This window comes from Nocardioides sp. Arc9.136 (genome assembly GCF_030506255.1).
Classification (GTDB): Bacteria; Actinomycetota; Actinomycetes; order Propionibacteriales; family Nocardioidaceae; genus Nocardioides.
Window position 1 is genome coordinate 3,798,268 of the sequence record NZ_CP113431.1, and the last position, 17,864, is coordinate 3,816,131.

At 73.7% G+C, this 17,864-nt stretch carries 21 protein-coding genes; 13 read left to right on the forward strand and 8 right to left on the reverse strand.

Annotated features, from left to right (window positions below; genetic code table 11):
• Window positions 1-23: 23 nt before the first annotated feature.
• From ispF to OSR43_RS18365, 3 genes are read left to right on the forward strand one after another with little or no spacing between them, the layout of a single operon-like run.
• Window positions 24-521 (forward strand): 2-C-methyl-D-erythritol 2,4-cyclodiphosphate synthase, encoded by a 498-nt coding sequence (gene ispF / locus OSR43_RS18355; protein ID WP_302268208.1) that lies wholly within the window; start codon window positions 24-26, stop codon window positions 519-521.
• Window positions 518-1,432 carry an alpha/beta fold hydrolase gene (locus OSR43_RS18360; RefSeq protein ID WP_302268209.1) on the forward strand — a complete coding sequence of 305 codons (915 nt, stop codon included), beginning with the start codon at window positions 518-520 and terminating at the stop codon, window positions 1,430-1,432. The genes ispF and OSR43_RS18360 overlap by 4 nt, the downstream gene beginning before the upstream one ends.
• 41 nt (window positions 1,433-1,473) lie before the next feature.
• Window positions 1,474-2,124, forward strand: a complete 651-nt coding sequence (locus tag OSR43_RS18365) for an alpha/beta fold hydrolase (RefSeq protein WP_302268210.1) — start codon at window positions 1,474-1,476, stop codon at window positions 2,122-2,124.
• Here the strand turns inward: OSR43_RS18365 and OSR43_RS18370 are convergent.
• Window positions 2,121-2,714, reverse strand: coding sequence for a sirohydrochlorin chelatase (locus tag OSR43_RS18370; protein WP_302268211.1), 594 nt, complete (start codon window positions 2,712-2,714; stop codon window positions 2,121-2,123). The two genes, OSR43_RS18365 and OSR43_RS18370, sit on opposite strands and share 4 nt — an antisense overlap.
• Complete coding sequence (nirD, locus tag OSR43_RS18375; RefSeq protein WP_302268212.1) at window positions 2,711-3,070, reverse strand: nitrite reductase small subunit NirD; 360 nt, start codon at window positions 3,068-3,070, stop codon at window positions 2,711-2,713. Before nirD ends, OSR43_RS18370 begins: the two co-directional genes overlap by 4 nt.
• Window positions 3,071-3,187: 117 nt before the next feature.
• Between nirD and OSR43_RS18380 the strand changes: the two genes are divergently transcribed.
• Window positions 3,188-3,889 carry a 2-C-methyl-D-erythritol 4-phosphate cytidylyltransferase gene (locus tag OSR43_RS18380; RefSeq protein WP_302268213.1) on the forward strand — a complete coding sequence of 234 codons (702 nt, stop codon included), beginning with the start codon at window positions 3,188-3,190 and terminating at the stop codon, window positions 3,887-3,889.
• 20 nt (window positions 3,890-3,909) lie between these two features.
• On the opposite strand, the gene OSR43_RS18385 is transcribed toward OSR43_RS18380, so the two are convergent.
• Window positions 3,910-4,479, reverse strand: coding sequence for a 2-C-methyl-D-erythritol 4-phosphate cytidylyltransferase (locus tag OSR43_RS18385; protein WP_302268214.1), 570 nt, complete (start codon window positions 4,477-4,479; stop codon window positions 3,910-3,912).
• A gap of 139 nt (window positions 4,480-4,618) precedes the next feature.
• On the reverse strand, window positions 4,619-5,104 hold the full coding sequence (locus OSR43_RS18390; RefSeq protein ID WP_302268215.1) for a CarD family transcriptional regulator: 486 nt from the start codon (window positions 5,102-5,104) through the stop codon (window positions 4,619-4,621).
• A 274-nt stretch (window positions 5,105-5,378) separates the two neighbouring features.
• On the opposite strand from OSR43_RS18390, the gene OSR43_RS18395 reads away from it, so the two are divergent.
• From OSR43_RS18395 to OSR43_RS18405, 3 genes are read left to right on the forward strand one after another with little or no spacing between them, the layout of a single operon-like run.
• Complete coding sequence (locus OSR43_RS18395) at window positions 5,379-6,227, forward strand: UbiA family prenyltransferase (RefSeq protein ID WP_302268216.1); 849 nt, start codon at window positions 5,379-5,381, stop codon at window positions 6,225-6,227.
• A gap of 54 nt (window positions 6,228-6,281) precedes the next feature.
• A complete protein-coding gene (locus OSR43_RS18400) occupies window positions 6,282-6,869 on the forward strand; it encodes a hypothetical protein (RefSeq protein WP_302268217.1) in 588 nt (195 codons plus the stop codon).
• Window positions 6,866-7,606, forward strand: coding sequence for a phosphoglyceromutase (locus tag OSR43_RS18405; RefSeq protein ID WP_302268219.1), 741 nt, complete (start codon window positions 6,866-6,868; stop codon window positions 7,604-7,606). Before OSR43_RS18400 ends, OSR43_RS18405 begins: the two co-directional genes overlap by 4 nt.
• A gap of 164 nt (window positions 7,607-7,770) precedes the next feature.
• Here OSR43_RS18405 and phoU read toward each other — a convergent pair whose 3' ends face one another.
• Window positions 7,771-8,427: a phosphate signaling complex protein PhoU gene (gene phoU / locus OSR43_RS18410; RefSeq protein ID WP_302268221.1), complete on the reverse strand. Its 657-nt coding sequence runs from the start codon at window positions 8,425-8,427 to the stop codon at window positions 7,771-7,773.
• A gap of 122 nt (window positions 8,428-8,549) precedes the next feature.
• Between phoU and OSR43_RS18415 the strand changes: the two genes are divergently transcribed.
• The 3 genes from OSR43_RS18415 to OSR43_RS18425 all read left to right on the forward strand — a co-directional run bounded on the left by OSR43_RS18415 (window position 8,550) and on the right by OSR43_RS18425 (window position 11,612).
• The gene (locus OSR43_RS18415) at window positions 8,550-9,719 is read left to right on the forward strand and encodes a cell wall metabolism sensor histidine kinase WalK (protein ID WP_302268223.1); all 1,170 of its coding nucleotides are present in this window, start codon (window positions 8,550-8,552) and stop codon (window positions 9,717-9,719) included.
• Window positions 9,716-10,393, forward strand: a complete 678-nt coding sequence (locus tag OSR43_RS18420) for a response regulator transcription factor (RefSeq protein ID WP_302268224.1) — start codon at window positions 9,716-9,718, stop codon at window positions 10,391-10,393. Before OSR43_RS18415 ends, OSR43_RS18420 begins: the two co-directional genes overlap by 4 nt.
• Before the next feature lie 271 nt (window positions 10,394-10,664).
• Window positions 10,665-11,612, forward strand: a complete 948-nt coding sequence (locus OSR43_RS18425; protein ID WP_302268225.1) for a DMT family transporter — start codon at window positions 10,665-10,667, stop codon at window positions 11,610-11,612.
• A 134-nt stretch (window positions 11,613-11,746) separates the two neighbouring features.
• Here OSR43_RS18425 and OSR43_RS18430 read toward each other — a convergent pair whose 3' ends face one another.
• Window positions 11,747-12,268 (reverse strand): YbjN domain-containing protein, encoded by a 522-nt coding sequence (locus OSR43_RS18430; RefSeq protein ID WP_302268226.1) that lies wholly within the window; start codon window positions 12,266-12,268, stop codon window positions 11,747-11,749.
• A complete protein-coding gene (gene mshA / locus OSR43_RS18435; protein WP_302271717.1) occupies window positions 12,265-13,500 on the reverse strand; it encodes a D-inositol-3-phosphate glycosyltransferase in 1,236 nt (411 codons plus the stop codon). The genes OSR43_RS18430 and mshA overlap by 4 nt, the downstream gene beginning before the upstream one ends.
• Window positions 13,501-13,707: 207 nt before the next feature.
• On the opposite strand from mshA, the gene OSR43_RS18440 reads away from it, so the two are divergent.
• Both OSR43_RS18440 and OSR43_RS18445 read left to right on the forward strand, forming a co-directional pair.
• A complete protein-coding gene (locus OSR43_RS18440) occupies window positions 13,708-14,481 on the forward strand; it encodes an SDR family oxidoreductase (protein ID WP_302268228.1) in 774 nt (257 codons plus the stop codon).
• An 88-nt stretch (window positions 14,482-14,569) separates the two neighbouring features.
• Window positions 14,570-15,262, forward strand: coding sequence for an aspartate/glutamate racemase family protein (locus tag OSR43_RS18445; RefSeq protein WP_302268229.1), 693 nt, complete (start codon window positions 14,570-14,572; stop codon window positions 15,260-15,262).
• Window positions 15,263-15,314: 52 nt separating this feature from the next.
• On the opposite strand, the gene OSR43_RS18450 is transcribed toward OSR43_RS18445, so the two are convergent.
• Window positions 15,315-15,785 carry a PPOX class F420-dependent oxidoreductase gene (locus OSR43_RS18450; protein WP_302268231.1) on the reverse strand — a complete coding sequence of 157 codons (471 nt, stop codon included), beginning with the start codon at window positions 15,783-15,785 and terminating at the stop codon, window positions 15,315-15,317.
• 149 nt (window positions 15,786-15,934) lie between these two features.
• Between OSR43_RS18450 and typA the strand changes: the two genes are divergently transcribed.
• On the forward strand, window positions 15,935-17,827 hold the full coding sequence (gene typA / locus OSR43_RS18455) for a translational GTPase TypA (RefSeq protein WP_302268232.1): 1,893 nt from the start codon (window positions 15,935-15,937) through the stop codon (window positions 17,825-17,827).
• Window positions 17,828-17,864: the final 37 nt, after the last annotated feature.

Genomic DNA, 17,864 nt, shown 5'->3' on the forward strand with positions numbered 1-17,864 from the left:
CATCCCTCAGGCATGATCGCGCCGTGCCACCCAACCTCGCTGGCCGGATCCGTGTCGGGACCGGCACCGACGTCCACCGCCTCGTCGACGGGGTCCCGCTGCACCTCGCCGGGCTCTCCTGGCCCGGGGAGCCGCAGGGCCTCGAGGGCCACTCCGACGCCGACGTCGCCGCCCACGCGGCGTGCGACGCGCTGCTCTCCGCGGCCGGCCTCGGCGACCTCGGCTCCAACTTCGGCACCGCCGAGCCGCAGTGGGCCGGCGCCTCGGGCGCCGCGCTGCTCGGCGAGACCGCCCGCCGCGTGCGGGCCGCCGGCTGGGAGGTCGGGAACGTGGCGGTGCAGGTGATCGGGAACCGGCCCAAGATCGGCCCGCGCCGGGCGGAGGCCGAGTCGGCGCTGAGCGCCGCGCTCGGCGCCCCCGTGACGGTCTCGGCGACGACGACCGACGGGCTGGGCCTGACCGGCCGTGGCGAGGGCGTCGCGGCCGTCGCGACCGCGCTGGTCGTGCGGGAGGACGCGTGAGGCACACGCTCACCACCCACGACGGCCTGACCCTGCACGTCTCGACCCACGGTCGTGCGGACGCCGCCGTGACGGTGCTCCTCGCCCACTGCTGGACGGCCGACGAGGAGGACTGGCACTACCAGGTGCGCGACCTGCTCGACCGCTACGGCAGCGACCTGCGCCTGGTCACCTGGGACGCGCGCGGCCACGGCCGCTCGGAGACCGCGCCGCTCGAGGCCTGCACCATCGAGGACCTCGCCCGCGACCTCGGCGCCGTCGTGGACGCCTACGCCGCGGACGGCCCGCTCGTCCTCGCCGGCCACTCGATCGGCGGCATGACGATCATGGAGCTGCCCGAGGTCCGCCCGGACCTGGTCCACCGGGTCCACGGGCTGCTGTTCGTCTCCACCTCCTCCGGCGAGCTCGGCACGGTGACCCTCGGCCTTCCCGACGTCGGCTCGGCCGCCCGCCGCGCCATCCCGCACGTGCTGGCCGCCCGCGCCCGGCTGCTGACCCGCCGGGAGCGGCGGCGCACCCCCTCGATCGAGCGGTACGTCGTCCACCGGCTGCTCTTCGGCCGGCCGCTGCGGCTGCGCGACGCCGGGCTCGCCACCGACCAGCTGATCTGCTGCCCGCCGGCCACGATGGAGGGCTTCTACCGCGACCTGATGCGCCACGAGCGGCTCGCCGGGCTCGCGGCGTACGACGACGTGCCGACGGTCGTGCTGGTCGGCAGCGCGGACCGGCTCACCCCGCCGCCGCACGCCCGCCGGCTGGCCGGCGGGATCCGCGGGGCGCGGATGCTGGTCGCCCCGGGCGCGGGGCACTACCTCCCCCTCGAGCGCCCCGACCTGGTCACCGAGCACCTGGTCGCGCTCGTCGAGCGGGCCCGCTCCGCGGCGCGCACCCCGGTCCGGCGCATCGTCTAGCCCGACCGGTGAGTCCGGTCCCCGGCCGGGGTCGGACCACCATGACGACCTTCGCGCTCCTGCACGGCGCGGGCGACGGCGGCTGGGCCTGGCACCTCGTCGGGCGCGCGCTCGTCTCGCGCGGCCACCGGGCCGTCGCGCCCGACCTGCCGACCGACCGCGCCGACGCGACCTGGCACCACTGCGTCGACGTGGTCGAGGCCGCCCTCGACCGCACGGAGGGGCTCGACGACCTGGTGGTGGTGGGGCACTCCGCCGGCGGGTTCGTCGTGCCCCTCGTGGCCGAGCGGCTGGCCGGGCGCCGGGAGGTGCGGCTGCAGGTGTTCGTGGCCGGGATGGTGCCCCGGCCGGGCGAGAGCGCCGCGGAGTGGTTCGGTGCCGTCGGCTGGACCGGCGGGGTGCCCGACCTCGACGACGACGTGCCACCCGGGCTCGCGGCCGAGGCCGCCGCCCGGGAGCGGTCGACCTCCGACCGGCTGGGCGCCGCGCCGTGGCCGGCGGCCGCCCTGCCCGCCGTCCCGAGCCGGTACGTCGTCACCACCCGCGACCGGTTCCTGCCGCCGGCGGTGCAGCGGCGGGTCGCCGCGGAGCGGCTGGGCATCACCGCGCCCGACGAGGTCGCGACCGGGCACTGCCCCCACCTGAGCCGGCCCGAGGAGCTGGCCGACCTGCTCGCGGGTGATTCCCCCTAGGCCGCCACCGGGTGCTGCCGGGCCCGGTAGCGCCGCACGACCAGCTCGACCAGGAACCGGTGCGCCCCGAGCACGTCGGCGACGACCGGCGCACCGGCGGCGGAGGCGGTCGCCCGCACCTCGTCCGCGTCCGGGCCGGGGGCGAGGAGGTACGGCGAGACGGCCGTGCCGCGGCCCAGGAGCTCCTCGGGGCGCGGCACCGGGCCGGTCTGCGCCGCGAGCCGCACCGGTCCGGTCCAGGTGTGGGCGAGCAGTGCCGCTGCGCGCACGAGCCGTTCCTGGTCCTCCGGGCGGTGCGACCCGGGCGCCACCATCACCACCGCCCGGCCCGGACGCGCCCCCGCGGCGATCAGCCGGGAGGCCTGGGCCGCGGCGAGGAGCGGGTGCGGCCCGAGCGGTCGGCCGTGCGGGAGGGCGCCGTCCAGCGCCACCGGCACGACGACCGGCGGGCGGACCGCTCCGGCGAGGACGCCCCGAAGCCCGTCGCCGCACGTCGCGACCGCCGGGACGCCCAGCGCGGCGGCCGCACGTCGGGTCACCTCGGCGACGACAGGGCAGCCCGGCCGGCCGACCGTGACCAGCAGGCTCATGCCGCGGCGGCCTTGCGGTGGCCGACGAACACCCGGCCCTCGACGATCTTGACGTCGTAGGCCGGCACCGCCGCGCCCGGGTCGTCGAGGCACTTGCCGGTGCGCAGGTCGAAGGCGTGCCGGTGCGAGGGGGACGCGACGAACGGCACGTCGCCCCGCAGGCCGACGATCCCCTTGGCGATGACCGAGGCCTTGGCGAACGGGTCGTGGTTGCCGAGGGCGAAGACCCGGTCGTCGGCGAGCCGGAAGATGGCGATCGCCTGCCCGTGCACCAGGGCGGTGGCGGCCCGCTCGACCTCGAGGTCGACCAGCGCGCACACCGGCTGCCACTGGTCGTGCGCGGCTCGCGGGGTCACGCCGCCGAAACTAGGTCGCCCAGGTTCACGGCCGGGTTTCGTCGTGCAACGGGCGTGTAAATCGTTGCTCGCACCGGTGCCCGAGCCACGCGCACACGCCGCGATAGCCTCCGCTGCGTGCCCGCCGCCGTCGTCGTCCTCGCCGCGGGTGCCGGCTCCCGCGTCGGCGCCGAGGTCAACAAGGTCCTCCTGCCGCTGGGCACCCAGGCCGTGCTGGCGTGGTCGGTGCGCGACGCGCTCGCGGTCGACGACGTCGCCCGCGTGGTCCTGGTCGTGCGAGCAGGCGAGGAGCAGGCCGTCGCCGACGCGGTGACCCCGCACCTCGGCGACGGCGAGGTGCGGGTGGTGACCGGCGGCGCGACCCGGCACGCCTCGGAGTGGCGGGCGCTGCGCGCGCTCGCCCCCGAGATCGACGCCGGCGCGATCGACGTCGTCGCCGTCCACGACGGGGCCCGGCCACTGGCCGGCGTCGAGCTCCTCGCGGCGACCGTGCGCGCCGCCCGCGAGCACGGCGGCGCGATCCCCGTCGTGCCGCTGAGCGGGCTCGTGTCGGTCGCGGGCGACCGGCTGCCGACCGGGCTGGTCGGCGTGCAGACGCCTCAGGCGTTCCGCGCGGGCGCGCTGCTCGCGGCGTACCGCAGCGCCGACGCCGACGGCTTCGAGGGCACCGACACCGCCAGCTGCCTGGAGCGCTATCCCGACGTCCCGGGAGGACCGGTGCGGATCGCGGCGGTGCCCAGCACCTCGCGCAACCTCAAGATCACCTTCCCCGAGGACGTCGACCTGGCGCTCGCCCTCGCCCCGCCGTCCGCGCCCTGACCTCCGGCCCTGCGGACAGGTCAATCCGGGGTCGTCAGCGCCTCGAGCAGGCGTACGTCGTCCTCGCCGGCGACCCGGCGGGCCGACGGCGGCGCGTCGGCGAGCTCCACCACGAACCGGGCGCGGAGGTCCTCGACCAGCTCGGCGAAGTCCAGCGACGGCAGGCCCTCCAGCTGCGCCACGGCGCTCGCCGGGAGCACGACCGGCGAGGCGACCGCGACCAGGCCGGCGCGGTCGACCGTCGCGCCGACGAACCCGTCGGCCGACTCCTTGACGGTGTCGGTCACCGGCCGGGTGCCGACCACGACGACGTCGCGCTCCACCGCGCGGGCCAGGCAGGCCGCGATGAAGTCCGCGGGTGTCATCGGGCACAGCGCGTCGTGCAGCACCAGGGGCTCGCCGGCGTCGACCAGCCCGGCCCACTCGGTGCCGATGTCGACCAGCGTCACCCCGGCCTCGGCGAGCGCCCAGGACGCCGCGACCACCAGGCCCTCGCCGTGGACGAGCGCGAACGGGAGCGAGCCCCGTCCGGCCTCCACCACCGTGCCGAGCGCTGCGGGCGCACCGTCCTGCTCCTCGTCCCAGTCCACGCCCCGACCCTAGGCCGCTGGCCCGCACCGGGGCCGGGTCGGGACGGGCCCCGGGACGCGACGAGGCCCCCGGGTGGTCACCCGGGGGCCTCGATCGATCAGCTGGTCGGCCGGCTGCTGGGCCGGCCGCGGTGGTGCGTCAGGAGGCGAGGACCTCGTCGAGCATGGCCTCGGCCTTGTCCTCGTTGGTCTTCTCGGCGAGCGCGAGCTCGGAGACCAGGATCTGGCGCGCCTTGGCGAGCATCCGCTTCTCGCCCGCGGACAGGCCACGGTCGCGCTCGCGGCGCCACAGGTCGCGCACGACCTCGGCGACCTTCATGACGTCGCCGCTGTGCAGCTTCTCCAGGTTGGCCTTGTAGCGGCGCGACCAGTTGGTCGGCTCCTCGACGTGCGCGGCACGCAGCACGTCGAACACGCGGTCCAGGCCGTCCTTGTCCACGACGTCGCGGACGCCGACGAGGTCGAGGTTGCACGCAGGAACGCGCACGACCAGGTCCTGCTGGGCGACGATCCGCAGGACGAGGTACTGCCGGTCCTCTCCCTTGATGGTCCGCATCTCGATGTCCTCGATGACAGCGGCCCCGTGGTTCGGGTAAACAACCGTTTCGCCGACGGTGAAAGTCATATGTCAGGTACCCCTTCCTAGGGCACCATCTTAACACGCGTCTGGACCACCCGGATCAGCGTTGTTGCAGGTCAGAGCCACAATCCGGTCTTGACAAGGCACGGGGCGATGTGCAGGCGGTAGCCCCGCGGAGGCCACCGGGAACCACGAAACCGCAGGTGAACCGCGTGGTTCGCCCGTTCCCGGAGGTGACGCAGGCGATACTGCCGCCATGGCGAAGAGGGAGCGCTTCCGGCGCCGAAGTGGTACTGCCGGGGCCGAGCAGACGGGTTCCGTGGCGCTCGAGGAGCCCGTCGAGGGTCCCGTCGACGAGCCCGTCACCCAGCCGACTGCGGCGAGCACCCGTGCCACCGGAGCCACCGCTGTCGCCGCACCCGCCGAGCCGCGGCCCGCGGGCGACGTACGCCGCCGGCGCGGGCTGCGCGACCTGGAGCCGCTGCTGCTCGTCCAGGCGAGCCACCCGCGGCAGGCCGTCCTCACCGCCCTCGGCATCGCCGCCTGCGCGGCCCTGGCGGGGCGGGAGCTGCGCGAGGTCGGCGTGGTCCTCGCGACCGTGCTCGTCGGCCAGGCCGTGCTGGGCTGGCACAACGACATCGTCGACCGCCGCCGCGACGCGCGCCACGACCTGCCGGGCAAGCCGGTGGCCCAGGAGCGGCTGGAGCCGGGGTCGGTGTGGTTCGCGATCGCGTGCGCCGTGCTCCTCCTGGTCCCGCTGTCCATCACCACCGGCATCACGGCGGGCAGCGCCTACCTGCTCTCGGTCGCGATCGGTCTGCTCGGCAATGTCGTGCTGCGCCGGGGCCTGCTGTCGTGGGTGCCGTGGGCGGCGTCGTACGCGCTCTACCCGGCCTACCTCTCCTACGGCGGCTGGGGCGGGCAGCACGAGGGCAACCCGCCCGAGGTCGCGATGGTCGCGCTGTTCGCCCTGCTGGGCATCGGCGTGCACGTGCTGCGCGCGCTGTGGGGCCTCGTGCCGGACAACAAGGACGGCTGGAGCTACCTGCCGCTGCGGCTCGGCCTGCGCCTGGGCGCCGCCCGCCTGCTCACCCTGGTGTCGGTCTACCTCGGAATCGTGCTGGTGGCCCTCGCCTTCGCCGGCACCTCGGTCGGACTGGCCCGGTAGCCACCGCTAGGCTGAGGGCCACCTTTGGCCGCTCACCCTGCGAGGCTCCAGAACATGCTGCTCCGACGCAACACCGCGCTCGCCCTCGGCGCGCTCGTGCTGACCGTCCCCGCCCTCGGCTCGTGCGGGTTCAACTACGCGACCGACCGGGTGACCAACTACTCCAACACCGCGAACGAGCGGTCCGCGGACGTCGACGTGGTGGGCGCGGTCATCGTGTCCGAGGCGGCCGGCAGCGGCACGTTCCTCGCCACGCTGTCGAACAACCCGGAGGCCGACGAGGACACCCTCGAGGCGATCTCCGGTGGTTCCGGCGTCGAGCTCGAGGCCGCGGACTTCGAGCCCTACGAGATCGCCGAGGGCGGTCTGGTCTCGATGCTGCAGGAGGGTGGCGTCCGCGTCACCGGCGACTTCGAGCCCGGCGACTTCGTCCCGCTGACCCTGGAGTTCGGCAACGGCGAGTCGGTCGAGCTCACCGTCCCGGTTCACCCCGCGTGCGACGAGTACGAGGGCCTCGACGACGCCCCGCAGGCCGACGGCGCCGCCTCGACCACCGAGGCCGAGCCTTACGACTGCGAGGGCGTCTCCGTCCAGGACCCGGGCCACGAGGGCTCCGAGGCGCCGGAGACGGAGTCGGAGTGACCTACCGCCTCGTCCTGCTCCGCCACGGCGAGAGCGAGTGGAACGCCAAGAACCTCTTCACCGGCTGGGTCGACGTCAACCTCACCGAGAAGGGCCGCGGCGAAGCCGTCCGCGGCGGTGAGCTGATGCGCGAGGCCGGCGTGCTGCCCGACGTCGTGCACACCTCGCTGCAGCGACGCGCGATCAACACCGCCTGCCTGGCCCTCGACGCGGCCGACCGGCACTGGATCCCGGTGCGGCGCTCGTGGCGGCTCAACGAGCGCCACTACGGCGCCCTGCAGGGCAAGGACAAGAAGCAGACCCTCGAGGAGTTCGGCGAGGAGCAGTTCATGCTCTGGCGCCGCTCCTTCGACGTCCCGCCGCCGCCGCTGGCCGACGACGCCGAGTACTCCCAGGTCGGGCTCCCCCAGTACGCCGACCTCGGCGAGGAGATGCCCCGCACCGAGTGCCTCAAGGATGTCATCGCGCGGTTCCTGCCGTACTGGGAGTCGTCGATCGTCCCGGACCTCCGCGCGGGCCACACGGTGCTCGTCGCCGCCCACGGCAACTCGCTGCGCGCGCTGGTCAAGCACCTGGACCGGATCAGCGACGAGGACATCGCCGGGCTGAACATCCCCACCGGCATGCCGATGCTCTACGAGCTCGACGAGGACCTGCGTCCGGCCGCCCCGGGCCGCTACCTCGACCCCGAGGCCGCCGCCGCTGCTGCGGCCGCCGTCGCCAACCAGGGCCGCTGACCGCTCGGCGGTTCCGGGCTCGTCGGCAGGGGTAGTCCGGCACCGGGGCGCCCTCGTGGGGTTAGTCCGCCACGAGCGCGTCCTCGCCGGCCTCGGCGAGGGCCCGGGTGTGCCGGACTACCCCGACGGCCGCGCCACCCCCGCGCCGCCGCCGGGCCAGGAGGTCAGGCCGTGACGGAGTGCGGGTTGTCGCCGGTGACGACGAAGACCACCCGGTTCGCGACCGAGACGGCGTGGTCGGCGATCCGCTCGTAGTACCGCCCGAGCAGGGCGACGTCGACGGCCGCCTCCACCCCGTGCTGCCAGTCGTCGGCGAGCAGCTCGGAGAAGCTGCGCCGGCGGAGCTGGTCCATCTCCTCGTCGTCGCGGCCCAGCGCGATCGCGGCGGCGACGTCGCGGCGGGTGATGATCTGGGCGACCCGGCGGACCATGTCCTCGGCGACCGTCGCCATCCGCTCGATGGTGGGGCGCACCTCGTCGGGCACCGCGACACCGGGCACGCGCAGCCTGGCAATCTTCGCGACGTGGACCGACAGGTCGCCCATCCGCTCCAGCTCGGTGACCATCCGCAGCGCCGCGACGACCGTGCGCAGGTCGCCGGCCACCGGCGCCTGCAGGGAGAGCAGCTGGAACGCCGCCTCCTCGACCTCCTCGCGCTGCCGGTCGATCTCGGCGTCGCCGCTGATGACCGCCTCGGCGACCTCGGCGTCGCCGGTGAGCAACGACCGGGTCGCCTCGCGGACCGCCTGCTCGACCCGGCCGCAGATGCCGGCGAGGTCGACGAAGACGGACTCGAGCTGGTCGTGGAAGGCGTCGCGCATGTGACCGAGGGTGGGGCACGGTACGCAACGAGGGAGGGTGATGGGGTGAACGCGGGGTGAACGTTCCCCGACCGAGGCCTCGGACGGCGAGGGCACGGTCGGGCGAGCCGTACGATCGCACCGTGGACCCGACGATGCAGGCGTTCCTCGCCGCCATCATCGGGGCCGTCGTCGGTGGCGCGGCGGTGCTGGCCTGGTCGGTCAGCGAGCGCCAGCAGCAGCGGGTCCCCGCGGCCGACGAGCCCGTCGTGCCTCCGGGCGTGGCCACCGTCCTGTCGGTCCTGCGCAGCAGCGCGGTCGTCGTCGACGAGTCCGACGTCGTCCTCAAGGCCAGCGCGCCGGCGTACTCCATGGGCCTGGTGCGCGGCACCGTGCTCACCTCCGACGAGCTCGCCGACCTGGTGCGCCAGGTCCGCCGCGACGGCCAGATCCGCGAGACCGAGCTGCTGATCGCCCGCAGCGGCGTCCCGCCCCGCAACGTCACCGCCCGCGTCGCCCCCCTGGGCTCGCGGCTGGTCCTCGTGCTCGTCGAGGACCGCACGCGGGAGCGTCGCGTGGAGGCGGTACGGCGCGACTTCGTCGCCAACGTCAGCCACGAGCTGAAGACCCCCGTCGGCGCGATCCGGCTGCTGGCCGAGGCGGTCGGCGAGGCCGCGGACGACCCGGAGGCGGTGATCCGGTTCTCCGACCGGATGCTGGTCGAGAGCGAGCGGCTCGGCCAGCTCGTCCAGCAGATCATCGAGCTCTCGCGGCTGCAGGGCGACGACCCCCTCGAAGCCCCCCAGCCGGTCGCGGTCGACGAGGTCATCGGGGTCGCGGTCGACACCAGCGCGATCGACGCCGACGCCAAGCGGATCACCGTCGTCAGCGGCGGCACCACCGGCCTGCGGGTGCTGGGCAACGCCGAGCAGGTGACCGCCGCGGTCTCCAACCTGGTCGCGAACGCCGTGTCGTACTCCGACCCGGACTCCACCGTCCTGGTCACCACCAAGGCCACCGACGGGATGGTCGAGGTCTCGGTCGTCGACCAGGGCATCGGCATCCCCACCGAGGAGATCGACCGGATCTTCGAGCGCTTCTACCGCGTCGACCCCGCCCGCCACCGGTCCACCGGCGGCACGGGCCTGGGGTTGTCCATCGTCAAGCACGTCGCCGCCACCCACGGTGGCGAGGTGCGTGTCTGGTCGGTCGAGGGGCAGGGGTCGACGTTCACGCTGACCCTGCCCCAGCACACCGACCAGCACATGTCCGAGCCCCTCATCGGGGGCCTGAACCAGGAGGACCGCCCGTGACCCGGGTACTCGTCGTCGAGGATGAGGAGAGCTACAGCGATGCTCTCTCCTACATGCTGCGCAAGGAGGGCTTCGAGGTCGCCGTCGCGGCCGACGGCCACGCAGCGATCTCGGAGTTCGACCGCAACGGCGCCGACATCGTGCTGCTGGACCTGATGCTCCCGGGCATCCCCGGGACCGAGGTGTGCCGCACGATCCGGCAGACCAGCAACGTGCCGGTGATCATGGTGAGCGCCAAGGACGACGAGGTCGACAAGGTGGTCGGGCTCGAGCTCGGCGCCGACGACTACGTCACCAAGCCCTACTCCCCCCGCGAGCTCGTCGCCCGGATCCGGGCCGTGCTCCGGCGCGGCACGGAGCCCGACCTGGCCCCCGCCACGCTGGAGGCGGGGCCGGTGCGGATGGACGTCGAGCGCCACGTCGTCACCGTCGACGGGCAGGAGCAGCGGCTGCCGCTCAAGGAGTTCGAGCTGCTGGAGATGTTCCTGCGCAACCCCGGCCGGGTGCTCACCCGCGGGCAGCTGATCGACCGGGTCTGGGGCTCGGACTACGTCGGGGACACCAAGACCCTCGACGTCCACGTCAAGCGGCTGCGCGCCAAGCTCGAGCCGGACCCGGGCGAGCCGAAATACCTCGTCACCGTGCGCGGGCTGGGCTACAAGCTCGACCTCTAGGCCGGCGGCCTCTCGGAGCGCTGACCGGCCTCGAACGCCCGGCCGACGGCGACGGCGAGCGGGACCACCAGCACCAGCCAGGACGCCGCCAGCGCCGTGAGGATCCACCACATGCCGGCCTGATCGGCACCGGACGGGGCCCGCTGAGCCGAACCCCTGCGCGGCCCTGGCCGGACCAGTCCACCCCTCGTGCCCGGCGGTGGCGGCCGATCGCGCATCGACGTCCGATATCCGCGTGTCGCCGGGGCCGGACCGTCCCTAGGCTTGCGCGGTGACGACCCGTACGACGACTTCCGCCTCCCCCGCCCCGACCACGCCGACCGCCGGACCCGCCTGGCTCCCGGTCGCCGCGGTCGGCGTGACGCTGGTGCTGTGGGCCTCGGCGTTCGTCGCGATCCGCCACCTCGCCGACGACTTCGGGCCCGGCTCGCTCTCCCTCGGCCGGCTGGTGGTCGGCGCCGTGGCGCTCAGCCTCTTCGTGGTCGGCCGCCGGCTGCCGCGCCCGACGATTCGGCAGTGGGTGTCGCTGCTGACGATCGGCGTGCTCTGGTACGGCGTCTACAACGTCGCCCTCAACGCCGGCGAGCACCGCGTCGACGCCGGCACCGCGGTCATGCTGATCCAGGTCTCGCCGGTGCTGATCGCCCTGCTGGCTGCGGTGTTCCTCTCCGAGCGGTTCACCGTCTACCTCGGGCTGGGCCTGGCGCTGGCCTTCGGCGGCGTCGCGGTCATCGCCCTGTCGACCTCGGAGGCCGACGACCGCGATCCCCTCGGCGTGGTCCTCTGCCTGGTCGCCGCACTGGTCTACTCGATCAGCCTGGTGCTGCAGAAGCCGCTCGTCGCCCGCCTCTCGGCCCTCCACGTCACCTGGCTGGCGTGCACCATCGGCGCGGTCGCCTGCCTGCCCTGGGCCGGGCAGCTGGTCCGGGAGGTCGGCGACGCCCCGACCAGCTCGGTGCTGTGGGTGGTCTACCTCGGGGTCTTCCCGACCGCGATCGCGTTCACGACGTACGCCTTCGCGCTGCAGCACATGACCGCCTCCAGCCTGGGCATCACGACCTACCTCGTCCCGCCGATCACCATCGTGCTCAGTGTGCTGCTGCTCTCCGAGGCCCCGCCCACCATGGCCTACGTCGGCGGCGTGCTCGCCCTCGTCGGCGTCGCCGTCGCCCGCCGCAAGCCGCGCTCGGTCGTCCAGGAGCCGGCTGCCGCGGCGTGACCCGGGTCGCCGGTGCCGCACGAATCGTTCAATTGTCGAGTTCCGACGGCGTGGAAGCGCTCCCACCGGGCTGCGGGCCGCCGCAATCGCGCAATTGAACGATTGCGACGGCCCGAGGACACGAGCGCGGAGCCTCAGCCCAGGCTGCCGGGCCCGACGTCCGGCTCGGCGCCGGACTCGAGCCACCCGCGGAACGCCTCGAGGTTGCGGGTGGACTCCCCGCGCAGCTTGCGCCACTCCCACTCCTTGCGGATGGAGGAGGCGAAGCCGAGCTCGAGGATCGCGTTGAAGGACTCGTCGGCGTAGGACAGCACCGAGCCGAGCAGCCGGTCGAGCTCGTCGGGGGTGACCGAGGAGAGCGGCAGCCGGCCGTCGAGGTAGATGTCGCCGGTGCGGTCGACGGCGAAGGAGACGGCGTACATCCGCAGGTTGCGCTCGAGCAGCCAGCGGTAGACCCGCTCGTGGTTCTCGTCGGGGTTGCGGCAGACGAAGGCGTGCACGCCGAGCGCGTGCTCCCCCACGTCGAGGCGGACCGCGGTCTGCAGCTTCTTCTCCCCGGGCAGGGTGAAGGAGAAGAGGCCCTCGCGGGTCTCCTCGAACTCCAGCTCGTTCTCGGCCAGGTAGGACCGGACGGTCCCGGCGACCTGCTCGTTCACGCTGCGGCCTCCCGCATGCCGGAGCGGGCCCGGCGGTAGACGTCGAGGGTGGCGGCGGCGGTCGCCTCCCAGGAGAACTCGCGCGCCTGCTCCAGCGCGCCGGCCGCGAGCCGGTCGCGCAGCAGCGGGTCGCCGACCAGGCGCCCCAGCGCGCCGGCCCAGTCCCGGGGGTCGTGCCCCTCCACGAGCAGCCCGCTGCGGCCGTCGCGGACGACGGTGGTGAGCCCGCCGACCGCCGCGGCGAGCACCGGGGTGCCGCAGGCCTGGGCCTCGGCGGCGACCAGCCCGAAGGACTCGTTGTACGACGGCACCGCGACGACCGTGGCGGCGGCGTACCAGCGGGCCAGCGCGGCCTGGTCGACCGGCGGCACGAACCGCACCACGTCGGCGATGCCGAGCTCCTCGGCGAGCGCGGCGAGCGACTCGGGCCGGTCGAGGCCGGAGCCGGAGGGCCCGCCCACGATCGGCACGACCAGGCGGGAGCGCAGGTCCGGGGAGCGGCGGAGCAGCTCGGCCACCCCGCGCAGCAGCACGTCAGGTGCCTTGAGCGGCTGGATCCGGCCGGCGAAGAGCAGGACGTGGGCGTCGCGGGGCAGGCCGAGCCCGGCCCGGGCGGCGACCCGGTCGGTCGGGCAGAAGACCGTGAGGTCCACGCCCGGGTGGACCACCTCGACGCGCGCCGGCTCCGCGTCGTACAGCTCGATGAGCTGCTTCGCCTCGAGGTCGGTGTTGGCGATGAGCATGTCGGCGGCCTCGACGACCTGCTCCTCGCCGATGATCCGTGCGGCGGGCTCGGGGGCGTCGCCGGCGGCGAGCGCGGCGTTCTTGACCTTCGCCATCGTGTGCATGGAGTGGATGAGCGGGACGCCCCAGCGGTCGCGGGCGAGCGCGCCGACCTGGCCGGAGAGCCAGTAGTGGGAGTGCACGACGTCGTAGTGGCCCACCGGCTGCACCGCCTCCGCGCGCAGCACCTCGCGGGCGAAGACGCACAGCTGCGCGGGCAGCTCGGCCTTGGTCAGCCCCTCGAACGGGCCGGCGTGCACGTGGCGCACCGACACCCCGTCGTAGGCCTCCACGACCGGCGGCAGCGCCGAGCTGGTCGCGCGGGTGAACACGTCGACCTCGATGCCGTGGCGGGCGAGCCGCTTGGCGACCTCGACCACGTAGACGTTCATCCCGCCGGCGTCGCCGGTGCCGGGCTGGTCGAGCGGGGAGGTGTGCAGGCTGATCATCGCCAACCGCCTGATCGCGTCCACGCTCGTCCTCCCACTGCCGTCCGCCGGTCCTCCGGGGCCCAACCGGCGGAGGTCCTCGGTTGTTCCCACCACCCGGCGTGGCGGCCGGTACCCATCGGTCGCACGACCGCCGCCCGGCCGGGCGGGGGTCGGCACGGCGAGCCAGTGTGCCAGCGCCCCGGGGCGCTCCCGACAATGGTCGCCATGACCGAGACGTCCTCCGCCGCAGCCCCCACCCGTCGTACCGCCGTCGTCACCGGTGCCAGCAGCGGCATCGGCGCCGCGACCGCCCGGATGCTGGCCGCGGAGGGTTTCCACGTCTTCTGCGCCGCGCGCCGCGCGGACCGGGTCGAGCAGCTGGCCGCCGAGATCGGCGGCACCGCGGTCGTGTGCGACGTGACCTCCGAGGACTCCGTCGCGGCACTGGCGCAGACCGTCGGCGACCGGCTCGACGTGCTGGTCAACAATGCCGGCGGCGCCTTCGGGTCGAGCCCGGTCGCGCAGGCCGACAGCGACGAGTGGCGCCGGATGTACGAGGTCAACGTCATCGGCCTGGTGCAGGTGACCCGGGCACTGCTGCCGGCGCTGGTGGCCAGCGGGGCCGGGGTGATCCTCAACGTCGGGTCGACCGCGGGCCGGATCGCCTACGAGGGCGGCGGGGGCTACACCGCCGCCAAGCACGGCACCCAGGTCGTCACCGAGACGCTGCGCCTGGAGCTGTGGGACCAGCCGGTCCGCGTGTGCGAGATCGCGCCCGGGATGGTCCGGACCGACGAGTTCGCGCTGGTACGCTTCGACGGCGACCGGGAGAAGGCGGAGGCGGTGTACGCCGGGGTCGCCGAGCCGCTGACCGCCGAGGACGTCGCCGAGGCGATCACCTGGATGGTCACCCGTCCCGCGCACGTCAACGTCGACGAGCTGGTCATCCGCCCGCGCGCCCAGGCCGCCCAGCACAAGGTGCACCGCGTCCTGGACTGAGCCGTCCGGGGCGACCGCGGGGTGACCGTGGCGTGACTCCGGTTACCGAGCGGTAGAACACGGCCCGGAGGTCTGCCAGGGTGGGCCCATGCAGACGATCGGACTTCTCGGCGGGCTCGGCTGGAAGAGCAGCGCCGTCTACTACGAGGGCCTCAACCGCGGCGTCGAGGAGCGGCTCGGCGGGCTCCACTCCGCACGGACCGTGCTGGCGTCGGTGGAGTTCGCCGAGGTCACCGAGCTGGCCGCGGCCGACCGCTGGGACGACGTCGCCGCGCTGCTGGTGACCGCCGCGCAGGGCGTGGAGCGGGCCGGGGCGGACTTCCTGCTGATGTGCACGACGGCGTACCACGAGGTCTTCGACCAGGTCGAGGCCGCCGTCGGCGTACCCGTCCTGCACCTCGCGGACGTCGTCGCCGACGCCTGCAAGGAGGCGGGGGTGTCCTCGGTCGGGTTCCTCGGCACGAAGTTCTCGATGACCCGCCCGTTCTTCACCGACCGGCTCGCCGGCCACGGCATCACCGTGCACGTGCCGGACGAGAAGCACCACCAGGAGCTCGACGACATCGTGTACGGCGAGCTCGTGCACAGCCGCGTCCTCGACTCCTCCCGCCGCCGCGTCGTCGAGGTGGTCGACCAGCTGTGGGACGCCGGCGCCGCGGGCGTGGTGCTGGGGTGCACCGAGCTCGAGCTGCTCGTCAAGCAGGCCGACGCCGACATCCCGGTCTTCCCCTGCACCACGCTGCACGTGGCTGCTGCGCTCGACCGGGCCCTGGCGGGGTAGTCACGGACGTTCCTGACCTCCAGCGTGGTGGTCGGGGCAGAAACGTCCGTGACTACCCCGGCACGCGGTCCGGCGGGAAGCCCCCGGTCGCGACCGGCCCCCACGAGGTGGGCGTGATCCGGAGCAGCGACTTGCCCTGCTTGCGCATGGCCTGGCGGTACTCCTCCCAGTCCGGGTGCTCCCCGGAGATGCAGCGGAAGTACTCCACCAGCCCGTCCTCGGCCTCCTGCGAGGGCATGTCCAGCACCTCGCACGTGCCGTCGACCTGCACCCAGGCGTCGTTCCACTCGTCGGAGAGGACGAGCACCGAGCAGCGGGGTTCGCGGCGGAGGTTGGTGGCCTTGGCGCGGTCGGGGTAGGTCGAGACGACGATCCGGTCGTCCGCGGAGACCCCGCCGGTGACCGGCGAGAGCTGCGGGCGGCCGTCGGCGCGGTGGGTCAGCAGCACCAGGTGGTGGCGGGTGCGGACGAAGTTGAGCAGCTCGGGCAGCTCGACGCGGGTGTTCGTGGCGATCGAAGGCATGCGCCCCCGGTGCCCAGGGAGGTGCCGTGGGCCACGTCCGAGGATGCGGGCCGACCACGGGGCCGCCACTAGACTCGACGAGGCCCTCGTGTGGCCCAGCGCCACCGAGCACCACTCCTTGACCTCGACGGAAGCGACGTACCACTGCCATGCCCGGAACCACCGCACGCACGGACCTGCGCAACGTCGCGATCGTCGCGCACGTCGACCACGGCAAGACCACCCTCGTCGACGCCATGCTCCGACAGGCCGGCGCGTTCACCGCGCACCAGGCCGAGAGCGTCGCCGAGCGGGTCATGGACTCCGGTGACCTCGAGCGCGAGAAGGGCATCACGATCCTCGCGAAGAACACCGCCGTCCACTACGCCGGCCCCGCCGCCGGCGGCCAGCCGATGACGATCAACATCATCGACACCCCCGGCCACGCCGACTTCGGCGGCGAGGTCGAGCGCGGCCTGTCGATGGTCGACGGCATCGTGCTGCTCGTCGACGCCTCCGAGGGCCCGCTCCCCCAGACCCGCTTCGTGCTCCGCAAGGCGCTCAACGCCGACATGCCGGTGATCCTGGTCGTCAACAAGACCGACCGCGGCGACGCGCGGATCGCCGAGGTCGTCGACGAGACCTACGAGCTGTTCATGGACCTGCTCGACGACAGCCACAGCCAGGAGGCGCTCGACTTCCCCGTCGTCTACGCCTCGGGCCGCGCCGGCGTCGCGGGCCTGGAGCAGCCGGAGAACGGCGAGCTGCCCGACAGCCCCGACCTCGAGCCGCTGTTCAAGACGATCCTGGAGACCATCCCGGCGCCGACGTACGACGAGGGCGCGCCGCTCCAGGCCCACGTCACCAACCTCGACTCCTCGCCGTTCCTCGGCCGGCTCGCGCTGGTCCGCGTGCACCAGGGCGAGCTGCGCAAGGGCCAGCAGGTCGCGTGGATGAAGCGCGACGGCTCGGTCAACCGCGTCAAGATCACCGAGCTGCTCGTCACCGAGGGCCTCGAGCGCAAGCCCGGCGAGACCGCCGGCCCCGGCGACATCGTCGCGATCGCGGGCATCCCCGACATCACCATCGGCGAGACGCTGGCCGACCCGGAGAACCCGGTCGCCCTGCCGCTCATCCACGTCGACGAGCCGGCCATCTCGATGACCATCGGCACCAACACCAGCCCGCTGGTGGGCCGGGTCAAGGGCGCGAAGGTCACCGCCCGCCTGGTCAAGGACCGCCTCGACTCCGAGCTGATCGGCAACGTCTCGCTGCGCGTGCTGCCGACCGAGCGCCCCGACGCCTGGGAGGTCCAGGGCCGTGGCGAGCTGGCGCTGGCGATCCTCGTGGAGCAGATGCGCCGCGAGGGCTTCGAGCTGACCGTCGGCAAGCCGCAGGTCGTCACCCGCGAGATCGACGGCAAGGTCCACGAGCCGGTCGAGCGCCTGACCATCGACGCGCCGGAGGAGTACCTCGGCACGATCACCGAGCTGCTCGCCTCCCGCAAGGGCCGCATGGAGCAGATGACCAACCACGGCACCGGCTGGGTCCGGATGGAGTTCCTGGTCCCGGCGCGCGGCCTGATCGGCTTCCGCACCCAGTTCCTCACCGACACCCGCGGCACCGGCATCGCCCACCACATCTTCGAGAAGTACGAGCCGTGGGCCGGCGAGATCCGCTCGCGCAACAACGGCTCGCTGGTGGCCGACCGCAAGGGCGCGGCGACGGCGTACGCCATGACCTCGCTGCAGGAGCGCGGCGTGATGTTCGTCGAGCCGACCACCGAGGTCTACGAGGGCATGATCGTCGGCGAGAACTCCCGCGCCGACGACATGGACGTCAACATCACCAAGGAGAAGCAGCAGACCAACATCCGGTCCGCCACCTCCGACAACTTCGAGAAGCTCATCCCGCCGAAGAAGCTCTCGCTCGAGCAGTGCCTGGAGTTCTGCCGCGACGACGAGTGCGTCGAGGTCACCCCCGAGATGGTGCGCATCCGCAAGGTCATCCTCGACGCCAACGAGCGCGCGAAGATCGCCAGCCGCGCCCGCAAGTCGAAGTAGTCGCCCCAGCCCTCACCCGCCTCGTGATGCCCGGCGT

Bases quoted from the DNA above. Each gene is read 5' to 3' on its own strand.
- OSR43_RS18365 (WP_302268210.1), top strand. From the start codon at position 1,474: ATGACGACCTTCGCGCTCCTGCACGGCGCGGGCGACGGCGGCTGGGCC.
- OSR43_RS18370 (WP_302268211.1), bottom strand. From the start codon at position 2,714: ATGAGCCTGCTGGTCACGGTCGGCCGGCCGGGCTGCCCTGTCGTCGCC.
- OSR43_RS18390 (WP_302268215.1), bottom strand. From the start codon at position 5,104: ATGACTTTCACCGTCGGCGAAACGGTTGTTTACCCGAACCACGGGGCC.
- OSR43_RS18400 (WP_302268217.1), top strand. From the start codon at position 6,282: ATGCTGCTCCGACGCAACACCGCGCTCGCCCTCGGCGCGCTCGTGCTG.
- phoU (WP_302268221.1), bottom strand. From the start codon at position 8,427: ATGCGCGACGCCTTCCACGACCAGCTCGAGTCCGTCTTCGTCGACCTC.
- mshA (WP_302271717.1), bottom strand. From the start codon at position 13,500: ATGATCAGCCTGCACACCTCCCCGCTCGACCAGCCCGGCACCGGCGAC.
- OSR43_RS18440 (WP_302268228.1), top strand. From the start codon at position 13,708: ATGACCGAGACGTCCTCCGCCGCAGCCCCCACCCGTCGTACCGCCGTC.
- OSR43_RS18445 (WP_302268229.1), top strand. From the start codon at position 14,570: ATGCAGACGATCGGACTTCTCGGCGGGCTCGGCTGGAAGAGCAGCGCC.
- OSR43_RS18450 (WP_302268231.1), bottom strand. From the start codon at position 15,785: ATGCCTTCGATCGCCACGAACACCCGCGTCGAGCTGCCCGAGCTGCTC.
- typA (WP_302268232.1), top strand. From the start codon at position 15,935: ATGCCCGGAACCACCGCACGCACGGACCTGCGCAACGTCGCGATCGTC.